The sequence below is a fragment of the Bosea sp. ANAM02 genome, from assembly GCF_011764485.1.
Taxonomy (GTDB): Bacteria; Pseudomonadota; Alphaproteobacteria; order Rhizobiales; family Beijerinckiaceae; genus Allobosea.
Map to the genome: position 1 here is coordinate 3,075,211 of NZ_AP022848.1, position 16,340 is coordinate 3,091,550.

General features: G+C 67.3%; 16 protein-coding genes. 8 read left to right on the plus strand and 8 right to left on the minus strand.

What is annotated here, in order from left to right; all coding sequences use genetic code 11:
- Positions 1–45: 45 nt before the first annotated feature.
- A complete protein-coding gene (gene phaC / locus OCUBac02_RS14765) occupies positions 46–1,866 on the plus strand; it encodes a class I poly(R)-hydroxyalkanoic acid synthase (protein WP_173046627.1) in 1,821 nt (606 codons plus the stop codon).
- Positions 1,867–2,065: 199 nt separating this feature from the next.
- Here the strand turns inward: phaC and OCUBac02_RS14770 are convergent, their stop codons facing one another.
- Entirely contained in the window at positions 2,066–2,341 is a 276-nt protein-coding gene (locus OCUBac02_RS14770; protein WP_173046629.1) for a hypothetical protein, read from the minus strand.
- A gap of 234 nt (positions 2,342–2,575) precedes the next feature.
- On the opposite strand from OCUBac02_RS14770, the gene OCUBac02_RS14775 reads away from it, so the two are divergent.
- Positions 2,576–2,743 (plus strand): hypothetical protein, encoded by a 168-nt coding sequence (locus tag OCUBac02_RS14775; RefSeq protein ID WP_156134812.1) that lies wholly within the window; start codon positions 2,576–2,578, stop codon positions 2,741–2,743.
- 21 nt (positions 2,744–2,764) lie between these two features.
- Here OCUBac02_RS14775 and OCUBac02_RS14780 read toward each other — a convergent pair whose 3' ends face one another.
- Entirely contained in the window at positions 2,765–2,968 is a 204-nt protein-coding gene (locus OCUBac02_RS14780; RefSeq protein ID WP_173046631.1) for a hypothetical protein, read from the minus strand.
- A 268-nt stretch (positions 2,969–3,236) separates the two neighbouring features.
- Here OCUBac02_RS14780 and OCUBac02_RS14785 point away from each other — a divergent pair, with 268 nt between their 5' ends.
- Positions 3,237–3,800: a PRC-barrel domain-containing protein gene (locus tag OCUBac02_RS14785; protein WP_173046633.1), complete on the plus strand. Its 564-nt coding sequence runs from the start codon at positions 3,237–3,239 to the stop codon at positions 3,798–3,800.
- An 80-nt stretch (positions 3,801–3,880) separates the two neighbouring features.
- Here the strand turns inward: OCUBac02_RS14785 and OCUBac02_RS14790 are convergent, their stop codons facing one another.
- A complete protein-coding gene (locus OCUBac02_RS14790) occupies positions 3,881–5,410 on the minus strand; it encodes an NAD(P)H-hydrate dehydratase (protein WP_244638949.1) in 1,530 nt (509 codons plus the stop codon).
- Positions 5,411–5,688: 278 nt separating this feature from the next.
- On the opposite strand from OCUBac02_RS14790, the gene OCUBac02_RS14795 reads away from it, so the two are divergent.
- Complete coding sequence (locus tag OCUBac02_RS14795) at positions 5,689–6,027, plus strand: P-II family nitrogen regulator (protein WP_047578144.1); 339 nt, start codon at positions 5,689–5,691, stop codon at positions 6,025–6,027.
- A gap of 99 nt (positions 6,028–6,126) precedes the next feature.
- Positions 6,127–7,536 carry a type I glutamate--ammonia ligase gene (gene glnA / locus OCUBac02_RS14800; RefSeq protein ID WP_047578146.1) on the plus strand — a complete coding sequence of 470 codons (1,410 nt, stop codon included), beginning with the start codon at positions 6,127–6,129 and terminating at the stop codon, positions 7,534–7,536.
- A gap of 118 nt (positions 7,537–7,654) precedes the next feature.
- On the opposite strand, the gene OCUBac02_RS14805 is transcribed toward glnA, so the two are convergent.
- From OCUBac02_RS14805 to OCUBac02_RS14820, 4 genes are all read right to left on the minus strand, one after another.
- Entirely contained in the window at positions 7,655–8,872 is a 1,218-nt protein-coding gene (locus tag OCUBac02_RS14805; protein ID WP_173046635.1) for a glycosyltransferase family 4 protein, read from the minus strand.
- Positions 8,873–8,925: 53 nt separating this feature from the next.
- Positions 8,926–9,801, minus strand: a complete 876-nt coding sequence (locus tag OCUBac02_RS14810) for a glycosyltransferase family 2 protein (protein ID WP_173046637.1) — start codon at positions 9,799–9,801, stop codon at positions 8,926–8,928.
- A complete protein-coding gene (locus OCUBac02_RS14815) occupies positions 9,798–11,189 on the minus strand; it encodes a hypothetical protein (protein WP_173046639.1) in 1,392 nt (463 codons plus the stop codon). The genes OCUBac02_RS14810 and OCUBac02_RS14815 overlap by 4 nt, the downstream gene beginning before the upstream one ends.
- A gap of 175 nt (positions 11,190–11,364) precedes the next feature.
- Entirely contained in the window at positions 11,365–11,562 is a 198-nt protein-coding gene (locus OCUBac02_RS14820) for a hypothetical protein (protein ID WP_173046641.1), read from the minus strand.
- A gap of 300 nt (positions 11,563–11,862) precedes the next feature.
- Here OCUBac02_RS14820 and parE point away from each other — a divergent pair, with 300 nt between their 5' ends.
- From parE to OCUBac02_RS14835, 3 genes are all read left to right on the plus strand, one after another.
- Complete coding sequence (parE, locus tag OCUBac02_RS14825) at positions 11,863–13,947, plus strand: DNA topoisomerase IV subunit B (protein WP_173049606.1); 2,085 nt, start codon at positions 11,863–11,865, stop codon at positions 13,945–13,947.
- A 156-nt stretch (positions 13,948–14,103) separates the two neighbouring features.
- Complete coding sequence (locus tag OCUBac02_RS14830; protein ID WP_082009954.1) at positions 14,104–15,045, plus strand: LysR family transcriptional regulator; 942 nt, start codon at positions 14,104–14,106, stop codon at positions 15,043–15,045.
- Positions 15,046–15,146: 101 nt separating this feature from the next.
- Positions 15,147–15,407: a hypothetical protein gene (locus OCUBac02_RS14835; RefSeq protein WP_047581398.1), complete on the plus strand. Its 261-nt coding sequence runs from the start codon at positions 15,147–15,149 to the stop codon at positions 15,405–15,407.
- 151 nt (positions 15,408–15,558) lie between these two features.
- Here OCUBac02_RS14835 and OCUBac02_RS14840 read toward each other — a convergent pair whose 3' ends face one another.
- Positions 15,559–16,254, minus strand: coding sequence for an alpha/beta fold hydrolase (locus tag OCUBac02_RS14840; RefSeq protein ID WP_173046643.1), 696 nt, complete (start codon positions 16,252–16,254; stop codon positions 15,559–15,561).
- Positions 16,255–16,340 lie beyond the last annotated feature (86 nt).

Sequence of the window (16,340 nt, forward strand, 5' to 3'; positions counted from 1 at the left end):
AGCGCCATGCGCTATCCTATAACCACAGGGGGGAAAGGGCTGCACATGAGCGGAAAGAGCGACAGGGCGAAGGATACCACCGGCCCGGCCGAGGCCGCCGTTCCCGACTTCGACCAGTTCGCGCAGAATATGGGCCGCCTCGTCGAGGAATACGGCAAGGTCACCGCCGCCTACCTGAAACCGCTCGAACGCGGCGAGGCCAAGACGGGCCAAGCCGACGAAGCCAGCGACATGGTCAAGACGCTGGGACGCGTGGCCGAACGCTGGGTCAACGATCCCTCCAGGATCATCGAGGCGCAGGCGTCCCTGACCGGGGACTTCATGAACCTCTGGAGCACGGCGCTGAAACGGGCCGGCGGCGAGGCGGTCGCTCCCGTCGCCGAGCCGGACAAGCGCGACGGCCGCTTCAAGGATCCGGACTGGACCAATCACCCGACCTTCGACTTCATCAAGCAGGCCTATCTGATCGGCTCGCGCTGGGCCGAGACGATGGTCGACAAGGCGGACGACCTCGATCCCCATACGCGCGAGAAGGCCCGCTTCTACATCAAGCAGATCGCGGGCGCCCTCTCGCCCACCAATTTCGTCGCGACCAATCCCGAACTGCTGCGCGAGACGCTGCAGCAGAACGGCGAGAATCTCGTGCGCGGCATGAAGATGTATGCCGAGGATGTCGAGGCCGGCGGCGGCGAGCTGAAGATCCGCCAGTCCGACGCCGGTTCCTTCGAGGTCGGCGTCAATATCGCGACGACGCCCGGCAAGGTCGTCTTCCGCAACGAGATCATCGAACTGATTCAGTACGCGCCGGCGACGCCGCAGGTGCTGAAGCGGCCGCTGCTGATCGTGCCGCCCTGGATCAACAAGTTCTACATCCTCGATCTCAACCCGGAGAAGAGCTTCATCCGCTGGTGCGTCGCGCAGGGGCTGACGGTCTTCTGCATCTCCTGGGTCAATCCGGACGCGCGCCACGCCGCGAAGGATTTCGAGAGCTACATGCGCGAGGGCATCTTCGCCGCGCTCGACGCGGTCGAGCAGGCGACCGGCGAGAAGAAGGTTTCGGCGATCGGCTATTGCGTCGGCGGCACGCTGCTCGGCGTGACGCTGGCCTATATGGCGGCCACGCGCGACAAGCGTATCGAGAGCGCGACCTTCTTCACCACGCAGGTCGATTTCGCGCAGGCCGGCGAGCTCTCGGTTTTCGTCGACGAAGAGCAGATCCGCGCAATCGAGGAGCAGATGGCCCGCACCGGCTATCTCGACGGCGCGCGGATGGCGGGCGCCTTCAACATGCTGCGCCCGAACGACCTGATCTGGTCCTACGCGGTCAACAACTATCTGAAGGGCAAGGCGCCGACGCCGTTCGACCTGCTCTACTGGAACTCGGATTCGACGCGGATGCCGGCGGCGAACCACTCGTTCTACCTGCGCAACTGCTATCTCGACAACAAGCTCTCCAAGGGCGAGATGCGGATCGGCGGCAAGACGCTCGACCTCAGGCAGATCACGATCCCGATCTACAATCTCGCGGCGCGCGAGGACCATATCGCACCGGCGCAATCGGTCTTCAACGGCTCGCAATGCTTCGGCGGCCCGGTCGAGCATGTCGTCGCCGGCTCCGGCCATATCGCCGGCGTCGTCAACCCGCCGGCCAAGGTGAAGTACCAGTACTGGACCGGCGGCCCGGCCAAGGGCCGCTATGCCGACTGGCTGGCCAAGGCCGACGAGCATCCGGGCTCGTGGTGGCCGCACTGGTTCGGCTGGCTGGAGGCGCAGGCGCCGAAGAAGGTTCCGGCCCGCGAACCGGGCGGCGGCAAGCTCGAGCCGCTCGCCGACGCGCCCGGCACCTATGTGAAGATCAAGGCCTGACGGAACCGCCGGCCACGGCGAGAGCGGCGATCCGACCGGAAGGATCGTCTGTTCACGGAGGACCGGAACGCTTCTGTCGCCTGCCGCCGGACGCGGCGCGATGGCTCCGGCTCACATGGCCGCGAGCCGCTTCCCGCCGCCCATTGCATCCAGCGCCGGATGCCCGAGCGGCCGCGCGGCCGGCGCCCTCCCCGTCATCTCATCCCAGCCGCCGGGTCGCGCCGCCCTTGTGTCCATGCCCCGGGCGGATCGCCGGCGCGGGCATGAGATAGGCGCCGCCGGCACCGCCGAGCGCGGGCCAGCCCGGATCGGCATAGGCATTGAGCTCCCAGCAGCGCAGGCGCTGACGCTCGCTATCGGTGGTCGCGTCCGAGCAGGCTGAAACCTGCGAACGCTGCCAGAAGGCGGATGCCGGCCCGCACGCGGCTGCAATCGTCGCAGCCGCCAGGCAGGCCGGAATCAGAACACCACGCATGGCCTGCCCTTTCGGCATCTTGAATCCCGCTGGAGAACGCGCATTCTGCCCGCTTCGCCCTTGCCGAAGGCTTAAACCGACGATCTCGCGGCTCGATGGCCGATCACGTGTCGCCTGGCGAGGCGCGGAACCCGGTGCGCCGGCCGGCGTTCGGTTCGACGTCGGCGCGATGACCGTCGCGAGACATCGGCCAGCATCCCAGTCCCCGTGCCGCCACTCAGGAGACCCCGTCCCGTGAAGCTGCCCATCGTGATCCACACCGAGGAAGACTACGATCGCGCGCAGCAGCGCGTGGCGGAGCTGAACGCAATGCCGGATGGTGCCGAGAAGGAGCGCGAACTGCAGGCACTCGCCGAAGCCATGCTCGCCTTCGAGCTGCGGCGCGACGACGCCGACGATTGAGGCCAAGAGCCTGTTCCGGCTTCAGGAATCGTTGCTGGCATTGAGTTCTTCGGGACGCAGGCCCTCATCCGGCACCGCGGCGCGTTCCGGGCTCGCCGCCCACAGGACGAGAATCTCAGCGATGACCTGGTCGCGGGAGCGCCCTTGCCCGTGAATTTCGATATGGCGGTCGAGCACGGCCAGCGTGAGCTCGTCGAGCGCGAGCGTGACAGGGATTGCCGGCATCGGAGCACCTCGTAAAGCTCATTGTGGAACAGCATCCGCGGCTAAAACGTTTCGGCGAATGCGACATTGGAGCACAGCTCCGGCCTGCACTCAAACCTCGGCAGAACAATATCCATCTGCCGGAGTGGCAGATCATGCGCTTCGGCAGGCTGCCGACGAAAGAATTCGGTCGATAATCAAAAATATCCGGGCACGAGATCGAACAAACTCGTCTCCCGCTTGTTGACGAAGTGACCCGCTTCGAAGCGGAAACATTCCGGAGGAAGATATGATCAGGCATCATCACTTCATGTTGTCCACCGTTGGTGTCGCGATGCTCGCCACGGCGGCCATGGCCCAGACCAGCGCGCCGACGCCGCCCTCCTCGACGCCCGCCGCGCCAACGGCGACCCAGCCGAGCGCCAGTGCTCCGGCCGACACCAAGGCCGAGACCAATCTGGCGGGCCAGGGCAAGTGGCGCACCAGCAAGCTGATCGGCGTCGATATCTACGGCCCCGACGACAAGAAGGTCGGCGACATCACCGAGGTCATCGTCGACAAGACCGGCAAGGTCGACATGGTCACGATCGGCGTCGGCGGCTTCCTGGGTATCGGAGCGAAGGACGTCGCCGTTCCGTTCGATCAGGTGAACTGGAGCGATCAGCCGATGGCCGCGCCGGCTCCGGCGCCTGCCCCGGCCGGCAGTGCCAGCAGCACCGGTGGCGGCATGGCCTCCCCGCCGGCGACCGCCGCGGCACCGAAGGCGCCGGCTATGTACCCGGACCACGGCAAGATCACCATGACCAAGGACCAACTCAAAAGCGCGCCGAGCGTGACCTATTCTGGTACCTGACGGCCGATCCGCGCAGCGGATGGATCGTCATCCAGGCCCGCCCCGCGAAAGTGGGGCGGGTCTCCTTCTGTCTAAATGTTTCAGGCAGGCAGAACGTCGCGCAGGAGCGCCGTAATCGCTTCCGGCAGATCGTCGGCGATCAGCCCCATGCCCAGCCGCTCCCCGGCAAGTCCGTGCAGCCATACGGCGGCGCAACCGGCATCGAATGCCGGCATGCCCTGTGCCAGGAGTCCGGCGATCAGCCCGGCCAGCACGTCGCCCGACCCTGCCGTCGCCAGTGCCGGCGATCCGGTCGCGTTGATGGCGGCACGCCCGTCCGGCGCGGCGATCACCGTATCGGCCCCCTTGTAGATCGTGACCGCCCCGGATAATGCCGCCGCCTTCCGCGCCCTTTCGAGCTTGGACGGTTCCGCGTCGATCGCCGCCTCTCTGCCGAACAGGCGCTGGAACTCGCCCTCATGCGGCGTCAGCACGGTCTCGGCGGCGCGGGCTGCGAGCAGGCGCGCGCCACCGCCGGAAAATCCCGCCAGCGCCGTCAGGGCATCGGCATCGAGCACCGCCGGCCGATCACTCTCGATCGCGACGCGCACCAGGTCCTGTGCCCGCCGGTCGAGGCCGAGCGCTGGCCCCGCGAGGATCGCCGAAATCCGACGATCCCCGAGGAAGGCCTCCAGCGCCGCGCGATCGGCCACCGCTCGCTGCATCAGCGCATCCGGCCCTCGCGCCGCGTGAACCGGCAGGGCTTCGGGCTCGCAGAGAACTGTCGCCAGTCCGGCTCCGATCCGCAGCGCCGCGCGCGCGCTCAGCCGCGGCGCGCCGACGCCGGCGATCCCGCCGGCCAGGACGGCGACCGCTCCGCGCCGGAACTTATGCGTGTCGACCGCGTGCCTCGGCCAGGCCTGCAGCCAGAGCGCAAGGTCGTTGCGGAAAGCCGTCGCGCCGGCCGCATCCAGCGCCGCCCGGGCGGGGATGCCGATATCGGCGATCGTGACCGGCCCGCAGAGTGACCGACCCGGCTGGAGCAGGTGCCCCGGCTTCAGCCTGAAGAAGGTGACGGTCTCGCTCGCCCTGACTGCGACGCCATCCGCCCTGCCGGTATCGCCGGACACGCCGCTCGGGATGTCGACTGCGATGACCGGGCGCCCCGCGCCGTTGAGACAGGCGGCCGCTTCGGCGAAGACCCCGGCGAGCGGGCGCGTCAAGCCGGCCCCGAACAACGCATCGACGAAGACATCGCTCTGCTTAGCATCGAACCCGCTCAACGGCTCGACCGGGCCGGCCCAGCGGTCGAGCGCAACGGCGGCGTCGCCCTTGATGTCATGCGTATCACCCGGCAGGACGACGCGAACCGCGAGCCCCCGTTCGCGCAGCAGGCGCGCCGCGACGAAGCCGTCGCCGCCATTGTTGCCCGGCCCGCAGAACAGCGTGACGCGCCCTGCTCGGCCGACCCGCCCGAGTACGGCTTCCGCCACCGCGCGGCCAGCACGCTCCATCAGTTCGATGCCGGGCGTACCCGCCGCGATCGCGACACGGTCGGCCAGTGCCATCTGCCGCGTGGTCAGCAGGGCGAGTTCCGCCCTGCCCGTCCTGTCGATGCCCATGTCGTCCATGCCGCATCTTCGGGCTGCGCCCAGCGGGCCGCAAGTTGCGGCCGAATGCCGCCCGTGATGAACGACTATGCAATTGCATATTTTTTATGCTGTTTATTGCCTCTCTCCGAGGCGCGTTCACGGAAGCTGCCACGTGGCGGGGCGCGGGCGCCAATGCTATGAGCAGAAGGAAGGCTGCAACCGTTCGACCGCACGGGTTCACCCCCGCTCCGGACCGCGTTGCCAGCCACGATCCGGCCCGAGCCGGAGCCCGGGATGCACAGGAGGCCGGTCGGCGCATGAAGAAGATCGAAGCGATCATCAAGCCCTTCAAGCTGGACGAGGTGAAGGAGGCGCTCCAGGAGGTCGGGCTGCAGGGCATCACGGTCCTGGAAGCCAAGGGCTTCGGTCGCCAGAAGGGCCATACCGAGCTTTATCGCGGCGCCGAGTATGTCGTCGACTTCCTGCCGAAGGTGAAGATCGAGATCGTGCTCGCCGACGATATGCTGGATCGCGCCATCGAGGCGATCATGAAGGCTGCCCAGACCGGCCGGATCGGAGATGGCAAGATTTTTGTATCGAGCATCGAGGGGGTGATCCGCATCCGCACCGGCGAGACCGGCGCGGACGCGATCTGAGGACTTCTCCCCCGATCATGGGACAACGAGCCGCAAGCCGGATTGGAGCCGGGTGCGGCAGCGTGACATTGAATAACTGCTGGCAAGAGGAATGCTGAAATGAAAAGCGCCAAGGATGTCCTCAAGGCGATCAAGGACAACGACGTCAAGTATGTCGACTTCCGCTTCACCGACCCGCGCGGCAAGTGGCAGCACGTGACCTTCGACGTCGGCATGATCGACGAGGACATCTTCGCCGAGGGCACGATGTTCGACGGCTCCTCGATCGCCGGCTGGAAGGCCATCAACGAGTCCGACATGCTGCTGATGCCGGATCCGACGACCGCCACGATGGACCCGTTCTTCTCGGCTCCGACCATGGTCATCAGCTGCGACGTGCTCGAGCCCGGCACCGGCGAACCCTATGGCCGCGATCCGCGCGGCATCGCCAAGAAGGCCGAGGCCTACCTGAAGTCGACCGGTATCGGCGATACCGTCTATGTCGGCCCCGAGGCCGAGTTCTTCGTCTTCGACGACGTCAAGATCGCCGCGGACCCGTACCACACCGGCTTCAAGCTCGATAACGTCGAGCTGCCGACCAACGGCTATGCCGATTACGAAGGCGGCAATCTCGGCCACCGCATCGCCACCAAGGGCGGCTACTTCCCCGTCCCGCCGCAGGATTCGGCGCAGGACATGCGCGGCGAGATGCTGGCCGCGATGCAGTCCATGGGCGTCCATGTCGAGAAGCACCATCACGAGGTCGCCTCGGCCCAGCACGAGCTCGGCATGAAGTTCGACACGCTCGTGCACACCGCCGACATGATGCAGGTCTACAAGTACGCGATCCACAACGTGGCCCAGAGCTACGGCAAGACCGCGACCTTCATGCCGAAGCCGGTCTATGGCGACAACGGCTCGGGCATGCATGTCCATCAGTCGATCTGGAAGGGCGGCAAGCCGGTCTTCGCCGGCAACAAATATGCCGACCTGTCGCAGGAGTGCCTCTGGTACATCGGCGGCATCATCAAGCACGCCAAGTCGCTGAACGCCTTCACCAACCCGTCGACCAACTCCTACAAGCGCCTCGTTCCGGGCTATGAGGCCCCGGTGCTGCTCGCCTATTCGGCGCGCAACCGCTCGGCCTCCTGCCGTATTCCGTGGACGACCTCGCCGAAGGCCAAGCGCGTCGAGGTCCGCTTCCCCGATCCGATGGCGAACCCCTATCTCGCCTTCGCCGCCATGCTTATGGCCGGCCTCGACGGCATCGTGAACAAGATCGATCCCGGCCCGGCGATGGACAAGGATCTCTATGACCTGCCGCCGCGCGAGCTGAAGAAGATCCCGACGGTCTGCGGCTCGCTGCGCGAGGCTCTGGAAGCGCTCAAGAAGGACAACGCCTATCTCAAGGCCGGCGGCGTCTTCAACGACGACTTCATCGAGAGCTATATCGAGCTCAAGATGCAGGACGTGGCGCGTTTCGAGATGACGCCGCACCCGGTCGAGTTCGCGATGTACTACTCGTACTGAGGTTGTTCCGGCGGCCGCGCAGGCAGCCGCCGGCATGTCCAGAACAATCCGGGCCGGGGCAGCGATGCCCCGGCTCTTTTCTTCGCGGTGATGTCGCACCGCTATCGGCGCGGCGGCCTCAGCCGCCGAGGCCGACGAGGCCACGATAGCTCTCGATCGTGCGCCGGACGTGCCGCTCCATCGTCAGCGGATCGGCCCAGTAGCGACGATAGGCCGCCGCCCCCATCGCGCCCGCGCAGTCGTCATCCTTCAGCCGGACGAGCGCGGCCGAAAGACCCGCGACATCCCCGCCATCGACGAGGATGCCGTCCTCTGCGTCGATCACCCAGCTCGCGGGCCCCGTGGTCCGTGCCAGAACGACCGGCACGCCGAGCGACCGCGCCTCCGCAATCACCAGCGGCCCGGGCTCGTACCAGATCGAAGGCAGCACCAGGCAGCGCGCCTGCGCGATCTCGGCGAAGACCTGCCCGGCTGGCACCCAGCCGCGAATCTCGGCTTGCGGGTTGAGCCGTGCGATCTCGCTGGCCAGCGGGCCTTCGCCGACGAAGCGCACGGGCGCATCGGCATCACGCGCCGCCATCGCCAGCACATCGGCGGCCTTCTCCTGGGTGAACCGTCCGAGGAACAGGGCATGCCGGTTGCGCGCCGCATCGACGGCCGGCCGGCGCTGCGCCTCCATCATGTTCTCGACCACGACATGGCGCGCCTGCGGCGGCAGGAAAGGCTCGGCGAACTGGCGCGCGAAATCGCTGACATGGATGAAGAGCGGCGCTTCGAGGCGGCGCATCGCCCTGTCCGAGCCGAATTGTCGGGCGACACGGACGAGCTTGTGCAGATAGGAAGCGCGGTCGCAATTGCTGGTCATGCAGCCGGGCGACATCGGCCGGCGCCGGCAGACCGCATTGGCCCTGAAGTCGAAATAGCCGCCGACCGGACAGAACGAGAAGTAGTCGTGCATGGTGACCGCAACGGGCAGGCCGCTGTCACCGGCCGCCGCGATGGCCGCCGGACTGAACGCCTTGGTCCATTGATGGAGATGCACCAGCGTTTCGCCGCGTGGCTGGCCAGCGAGCAGCTTGCGCAGGAACGCGTGGGCCTGCGCGTTCCAGATGCCCTGCCGGGCTGCCGCGAGCTTGCTGCCGACCTGCCAGATCTCCTCGCCGGGGAAGCGCTCGACATGGATCAACGGATGGTCGAGCCGCTCGGAGACGGGGCCGATGGCGCAGGCGAAGACGATTTGGACGCCGGCTTCCGCCAGCCCGCGGGCGCTTTCGATCGCAACCTTCGCGGCCCCGCCATTGACCGAACCGAAATCACTGATGATGACCGCGCGCACGACGTTCTCCCGCGGGCATTCTCGCCACGAAAGATTGAGGAAGGGCTGACGCCCTATTTGAATGTGAGGATGCGCTGCGGGTTCAATCGGGCCCGCATCAGGTCAAGCAGCGCGATGCCGTTGCCCTTCAGCCGGCCGCGGCGGTCGACATAAGGCTGCTCGCGCAGGCTGCCAAGGAAATTGGCCGCGACGTTTCCGGCCATCAGGCGCAGCGCCTTGCCGGACGTCATCGTGCCCTTGCGCCAGAGATAGATCGGGTTGGCGATCTGCGAATAGCCGAAATGCAACCCCGATGTCCGCCCGCGCTTGCTGCCGAGATGGACGCCCCGGAGCGCCGTGCAATGGACGATCTGGCCCATGGGCGCGAGCTGGCGGCAGAAATCGACATCCTCCTGCCAGCCATAGAGCGGCAGGTTCTCGTCGAAGCGCGCCGCCGCCGTCCGCACAGCCGCCATCCGCACCAGCATGTTGCAGCCATAGGCATTGTAGACCGGCCAGGTCGCCCTCGCCTCGCCCGGATCGGAGGCCAGGATCCGGATCGCCTCATCGCGACCGATCCCCGGGCCGTGGATGCCGTCGGCGAGGACCGTCCCGGTCGCGGCGACGACATCCGGTCTGGCTCCGAACAAGGCCTCCGCCTCGGCCAGGAAGGCCTGCGCCGGCATGTAGTCGTCGTCGAGGAAGACGACGATGTCGGCATCATTGGCAGCATCGAGGATCGCGTTGCGCTGGCCGCAGCTGCCGCGCCGCCCCTCGACGCACCGAACGGGGATGGGCAGACACCCCGCTGCCGCCTCGTCGAGATCAGCCGGCGTGGCCGGACAGACGAAGACCGCATCGGGCAGGCGGCTCTGCTCCGCAAGATGCGCGAGCGTCTCCGACAGCACGGCGCGCCGGCCGGCGGTTGCGATGCCGATGGCGATCTTCATGAGGCCTCCGGCGCAGCGCTGCGGCGCTCCAGCAGCGAACGAACGGTGGCGACAGCCGGCGGAATGCAGAGCAGGAAGACGCCGAGCGATGCCAGGAGCGATGTCTGCGGCACCCCGCCATTGGCGAGCATGGCAATGGCAAGCGCCGCCGAGGCGCTTGCCAGCGGAAGCCTGCGCCAGTGAGACGGCATCGACAGGAACAGTGGGAGACCAACGATCACGGCGGCAGCCGCTCCGGCCGCTCCGCCGTAGAGCAGCCCGGCCAGCGAGCCGCCCGCCAGGGTCCAGCCGGCGAGCGCGCCGAGATTGAGCAGGGCGGCATCGGCGACGGCGAGTCCGATGATCGGGCGAAGGCGTTGCATAAGGTGGGCCGGTGTCGGCAGCAGGGTCTGCACCAAAGCCCGTAGCAGGGCGAGAATCGTCACCGCCGGGGCCGCAAGCAGGAAGCTCTCGCGCAGTTCGGGCTTGACCAGCCAGAACGCGGCAGGCGCCAGCAGGCACAGGATCACCGCCCCGGTCGCGAGCGAGCAACCCGCCAGTTGCCCGTAATAACCACCGAGCTTTTCGCGAAAAGCCGGCGAAGCAGGTTCGCGGTCGAAGCTGGCGACGATGTCGGGATAGCGGATGGCCTGGAGCGCCGAGACCACCATGACGAAGGGCCTCTGCAGCAGGTCGAGTGCGAGCAGGGCGCCGGCGGCCCCCTGTGCCCCGACCAAGGCGGTCAGGAAGGCCTTGAGGCCGAGCGGAGCAAGGATGCCGGCGACGGATGCGCCGGCCGAGACGCCGCCATAGGTGAGGTGCTTCATCAGCAGGTAGCGCCGCGGCTTCTCCAGGCCGGATGCGAGCGAGCCCCCGGCGAGGCGCGCCACGGCACCGTAGACGATGTAGCCGGCGAGCAGGCCGAAGACCGCGCCGTCGAGAGAGGAATCGAGAATGGCTCCACCGAGCGTCCCGGCGGCCAGGAGCGAGGCGCGGGCGCCCTGCAGCAGCGAGAACAGCCGAAAATCCTGCCGGAAGCGTAGCATCGTCAGGTGCAGTTCCGAGCCACCCTGAAAGATCGCGGCGAGCGCTCCGCCGATCGCGATCCCAGTCGAAACCATACCGGTTGCAAGAGCACCAGCACCGACCAGCAGACAGATCGCCGCGCATGTCATGAAGGAATACAGGATCACCGAGCGCTGCGCCGCCTCGTCAGCGCCAGGGTAGAAGCGGCTGCAGGAGAAGCGCAGCCATTCGAAGGCCGCGATGCTGCCGAACTGGCTGATCGTGACGAAGAGCGAGTAATGCGCGAAGTCCTGGGCCGGCAGGAGGCGCGAGACCAGCAGCAGCAATCCCAGCGCCAACGCTGCCTGGTAGACATAGGCTCCGAGAGCGGCGATCTGACCCACCGTCGCGACGCTCCGTTCAGGCCGCGACAAACGCGCCGGAGGGCGCGACATGCAGCCTTGTCCGGCAATCGGCCAAACCGGAACTCCTGATGATGATACGGCTCATCCCATTGCCCTCCAGCCGCAGGCCTTAAGGCAGAAAGGTTGATATTTCCGCGCCGCGCTGGCGGTGTCTTCAGGAGAAATGCAGAACGGCGAGCCCGGCCGAGGCCGTAACCGCGACCAGCCACCAGAGCCAGCGCGAGCCATGCGGATCGTTCGTCGCCAATGGCGTGCCGATGACATCCTCATGACCGAAGGATTCGCCGGCGAGGCGTGCAGCACGCTGCAAACCCGCGATACCCGCAACCGGCACTGACTGACGCGACGCCACGGCCTTCTCCCCCTTGCCGCCGATCATAGCGCATTGCGGAAATCCGCATAGGCCGGATCGTGCCGACCATCCTCGGCGCCGATGGTTAACGCAGCCTGAACGGCTCTGTTCCGCCTCGCTCTCGACCAGGCCGGCGACAGGGATGTGACAGCCCCGCGATCGCCGGCAAGGAAGCGGTTTCGATCCACCGACGAGGTGTCTATAAGCTGCCCCTGACAGGGCGTGACGGCCCGGGATGCGCTAGAGTTCGAAGTCGCGAATCAGCAGGCATTTGCGCGAATGGGGAAGCATTGGGTGGCGATGGCGGATAACGGCGATCTTTTCGGCGGAGAACCGGGGCGGCCGGACGCGGCGAGCCCACGGCCGGAAACGCGCCCGCCCGCCGCAACTCCGAAGGCGGCGCCGGCGGCACCGGCCGCGCCCGCCCGCAACGGCACACTGTCCGAGGCCGGCTACGACGCCTCGGCGATCGAGGTTCTGGAAGGGCTCGAACCGGTGCGCCGCCGGCCGGGCATGTATATCGGCGGCACCGACGAGCGCGCCCTGCACCATCTCTTCGCCGAGGTGATCGACAACGCCATGGACGAGGCGGTGGCGGGCCACGCTACCTTCATCGATGTCGAACTGTTCGAGGACGGCTCGCTCGCGGTGACCGACAATGGCCGTGGCATCCCGGTCGACCCGCACCCGAAATTTCCCGGGAAGTCGGCGCTCGAAGTCATCATGACGACGCTGCATGCCGGCGGAAAGTTCGATTCCAAGGCCTATGAGACTTCGGGCGGCCTGCATGGCGTCGGCGTTTCCGTCGTCAACGCGTTGTCGGACCGGCTCGAAGTCGAGGTCGCGCGCGGCAGGACGCTCTATCGCCAGGTCTTTTCGCGCGGCCTGCCGCAGGGCCCACTGGAGACGGTCGGCGCCGTCGCCAACCGGCGCGGCACCCGCGTGCGCTTCCATCCGGATGCTCAGATCTTCGGCGAGGGCGCGCATTTCTCGCCGGCCCGCCTGTTCCGCATGGCGCGCTCCAAGGCCTATCTCTTCGGCGGCGTCGAGATCCGCTGGACTTGCGCGCCGGCCCTGCTGAAGCCCGAGGGCGATGTCGCGGCGGAAGCCGTGTTCCGCTTCCCGGGGGGCTTGCGCGACTATCTCGGCCGCGAGATCGAGGGCAAGGACCTTGTCGCCGAACCGATCTTCTCCGGCAAGATCACCAGGGAAGGCAGCCACGGCTCGCTCGAATGGGCGGTGGCCTGGCTAGCGACAGGCGAGGACGGCTTCTCCTCCTCCTATTGCAACACGATCCCGACGCCCGAGGGCGGCACCCATGAGCAGGGGCTACGCATCGCCCTGCTGCGCGGCTTGCGCGACCACGCGGAGCGCATCGGCCAGTCCAAGCGCATGGCGCAGGTCACGTCCGACGACGTGATGGCGACCTGCGCCGCCATGCTCTCGGTCTTCATCCGCGAGCCGGAATTCCAGGGCCAGACCAAGGACAAGCTCGCAACTCAGGAAGCCCATCGCATCGTAGAGAGCGCCGTGCGCGATGCCTTCGACCATTGGCTGGCGGCGGCGCCGCAGCAGGCCTTGCGGCTGCTCGACTGGTCGGTCGACCGGGCCGAGGAGCGCCTGCGCCGACGCCTCGAAAAGGAGGTCTCGCGCAAGACCGCGACGCGCAAGCTGCGGCTGCCCGGCAAGCTCGCCGACTGCTCGAGCGCGGGCGCGGCCGGCTCCGAACTCTTCATCGTCGAGGGCGACTCGGCCGGCGGCTCGGCCAAGCAGGCGCGCAACCGCGCCAACCAGGCGATCCTGCCGCTGCGCGGCAAGATCCTCAACGTCGCCAATGCGACGCGCGAGAAGCTGAACCAGAACCAGCAGCTCGCCGATCTCATCCTGGCTCTTGGCTGCGGCATCGGCACCCAGTTCCGCGAGGACGACCTGCGTTACGAGAAGGTCATCGTGATGACCGACGCCGATGTCGATGGCGCCCACATCGCTTCGCTGCTCGTCACCTTCTTCTGGCGCCAGATGCCGCGCCTCATCGAGAAGGGTCATCTCTACCTCGCCGTGCCGCCGCTCTACCGGCTCCAGCACGGCGGCAAGAGCATCTATGCCCGCAACGACGCCCATAAGGACGAGCTGATCGAGACCGTCTTCAAGGGCAAGAAGCCGGAAATCTCGCGCTTCAAGGGCCTCGGCGAAATGATGCCGGCGCAGCTCAAGGAAACCACCATGGACCCGAGCAAGCGCATCCTGCTCAAGGTCATGGTCGATCACGAGGCCAAGGAGGAAACCTCCGACACGGTCGAGCGGCTGATGGGCAACAAGCCGGAGGCGCGCTTCGTCTTCATCCAGGAGAGGGCCGCCTTCGCCGGCGAACTGATCGACCTGTGAGGCTTGAGCCCTGCATCTCTGCAGGGCTGGGGCGCAAGCCCGGCGGGCTGCCCGGCGCAACCTCTCCCGGCAGGGTTCGCGCATGTCGCACCCTCCTCGCCTCCCGGACCGCCATGACCGCCGAAGCCATACGACCTGGGACTGGCCGCTGACGGCATGGGCGAGCCTGCTTCCCCTCCATCTCGACGCGACGGTGAGCTGGCATCGCCGGCCGGACGGGCGTCCTGGGACGATATCCGGATCTTCAACGCCGTCGCCGTCGGCGGGTCGATGGCCATGGCGGCGGAACAGCTCGGCCTGAGCGAAGCCACCGTCGCGCGCCGGCTCAAGGGCTTCGAGACCGAACTCGGGCTGCAGCTCTTCACCCGCGAGGCCAACCGGCTCGTGCCGACCGCGATCGGCATGGAGCTTTCGGCCGAGGCCGGCCTCGTCGAGTCTGCCGCCAGGCGCTTTGCCATCCGTGCCGATGCCGCTCGCCCGCGTGCCGACGCGCCGGTCCGCATCACCGCCACGACCTCGATCAGCCTGTTGCTGACGATGAACGCGACGGCGATTTCGCAGGCGGCGGGCGGGGTCGAGATCGTCATCATCAGCACGCGCAACCGGCTCGACTTGGCGCGCGGCGAGGCCGATATCGCGCTGCGGATGACCCGGGTCCCCGGCGAGCCCGGCCATTACGCCCAGAAGGTCGGGCGCCTGATGCAAGCGCTCTATGTCCGCCGCGACATCGATCCGGCGACCGCGCCGATCATCTCGGTCAACCGCGAGACCTCGTCGCGGATCGACGACCACATCATGGCCTATGCGGCGGGGCGGCCGATCGCAGCCCGCGTCGGCGATTCCGCCGCCCGCTACGAAAGCATCCGCTCGGCCGGTGCGCTCTCGATGGCGCCGTGCTTCATGGGCGATGCCGATCCGGGCCTGCGCCGCCTGCAACCGCCGCCCGAGCAGACCGGCGACGACATCTTTCTCGTCTCGCACGAGATCTCGCGCCGCAGGCCCGGCGTCGTCGCCGTGCTCACCGCCCTGCGCAGGCTGTTCAAGGAACGGCAGGCGCTCCTGGCGGGCCGGAGCGTCGAGACAAGCGGTAATCCTTAAATTCGCCGAGCGAACGGGAAGACTTGGCTAACCATCCTTTTACTGCTCGCGGCGCATGCTGACGCAAAGCTCGTGACGTCACGGGCCGTGGAGACTGCGCCATGCGCCTGATCGAAATGTTCTGGAAGAACGATCGCGGCACCATCGCCGCGGACATCGCCAAGGCCGGCGCCGCCATCGCCTTCCTGTCGGTGATCGCGGCGAATTTCCTGTCGAGCCAGACCGCCTCGCTCGACAAGGACCGCATGGCGGCGGTCAGCCTCGCCGCCTCGAAGCGCCAATCGGTCGATCCGATGGTGACCGGCTCGATCACGCAAGCGGCGAACACGACGAAGCTCGACCCCTGCGCTCTGCCGCGCTGAGCAGAACCACCCTTGTCATTCCGGGGCTTCGCGTTAGCGAAGAACCCGGAACCCACGACCGGGTGAGACTTCCAATGCCCGGCTGTATGCCGATCGCCTAGTCGTGGTTTCCAAGTTCGCGCCTGCGGCGCGCCCCGGAAGGACAATCTGATCAGCCGAGCCAGCGCAGCAACTCTGCCGCCACCGCGTCAGGTGCTTCCAGCGTCGACAGGTGTCCGCAGCCCGGAACGACCGCTAGCCGTGCCGTTCCGCCGACAAGGCTGGCGATCTCCTGCGCCTCGGCGACAGGCGTGATGACGTCCTCCTCCCCGACCAGCACCAGCACCGGCATCGACAGTCGCTCCAGAACCGGCCGTGAATCCGGCCGCTTCATGATCGCCCTCTGCTGGCGCACGAAGCCGTCTGCGCCGACTGCATCGGCCATCTCGCGTACCAGCAGGCGCAAAGGCTCGTCGGTCAGGCGCGCGGGAGCCACCAATCTCTGCCAGAGCAGCGTCGTGACATTGTCGAAGGCGCCTTTCTCGGCCAGCGCGATCATCTGCTCGCGTGGCGCAGTGGTCTCGGGCGTCGCCGGCTTGGCGCTCGTGTCGAGCAGGGCGAGGCGGGTCACGCGCTCCGGCGCCTGCCGCAGCACTTCGAAAGCGATATAGCCGCCCATCGACAGGCCGCAGAGCGCGAAGCGCGGCGGGGCGGCCGCCAGGAGGCGCTGGACGACGCCGGACAGCGTGTCGTCGTGGGCGTGGTCGGCGACGAGAATCGATCGGCCGTCAGCCAGCGCAGGCCATTGCGGGGCATAGAGCGCGGCGTTGCAGCTCAGGCCGGGAACGAGAACGAGCGGCTCCTTCATGAGGTAAAAGCAGTCCTTCCAAGGCTAGATGATTGACTTTGCCGCGTTTTCTTTGCATTCCACACGGGTCCGAAGGCGCGCAGGAA

Coding starts and splice junctions, on each gene's coding strand:
- OCUBac02_RS14790 (WP_244638949.1), bottom strand. CDS start 5,410: ATGGACGACATGGGCATCGACAGGACGGGCAGGGCGGAACTCGCCCTG.
- OCUBac02_RS14830 (WP_082009954.1), top strand. CDS start 14,104: ATGGGCGAGCCTGCTTCCCCTCCATCTCGACGCGACGGTGAGCTGGCA.
- phaC (WP_173046627.1), top strand. CDS start 46: ATGAGCGGAAAGAGCGACAGGGCGAAGGATACCACCGGCCCGGCCGAG.
- OCUBac02_RS14840 (WP_173046643.1), bottom strand. CDS start 16,254: ATGAAGGAGCCGCTCGTTCTCGTTCCCGGCCTGAGCTGCAACGCCGCG.
- OCUBac02_RS14835 (WP_047581398.1), top strand. CDS start 15,147: ATGCGCCTGATCGAAATGTTCTGGAAGAACGATCGCGGCACCATCGCC.
- OCUBac02_RS14795 (WP_047578144.1), top strand. CDS start 5,689: ATGAAGAAGATCGAAGCGATCATCAAGCCCTTCAAGCTGGACGAGGTG.
- glnA (WP_047578146.1), top strand. CDS start 6,127: ATGAAAAGCGCCAAGGATGTCCTCAAGGCGATCAAGGACAACGACGTC.
- OCUBac02_RS14785 (WP_173046633.1), top strand. CDS start 3,237: ATGATCAGGCATCATCACTTCATGTTGTCCACCGTTGGTGTCGCGATG.
- parE (WP_173049606.1), top strand. CDS start 11,863: ATGGCGGATAACGGCGATCTTTTCGGCGGAGAACCGGGGCGGCCGGAC.
- OCUBac02_RS14780 (WP_173046631.1), bottom strand. CDS start 2,968: ATGCCGGCAATCCCTGTCACGCTCGCGCTCGACGAGCTCACGCTGGCC.
- OCUBac02_RS14770 (WP_173046629.1), bottom strand. CDS start 2,341: ATGCGTGGTGTTCTGATTCCGGCCTGCCTGGCGGCTGCGACGATTGCA.
- OCUBac02_RS14810 (WP_173046637.1), bottom strand. CDS start 9,801: ATGAAGATCGCCATCGGCATCGCAACCGCCGGCCGGCGCGCCGTGCTG.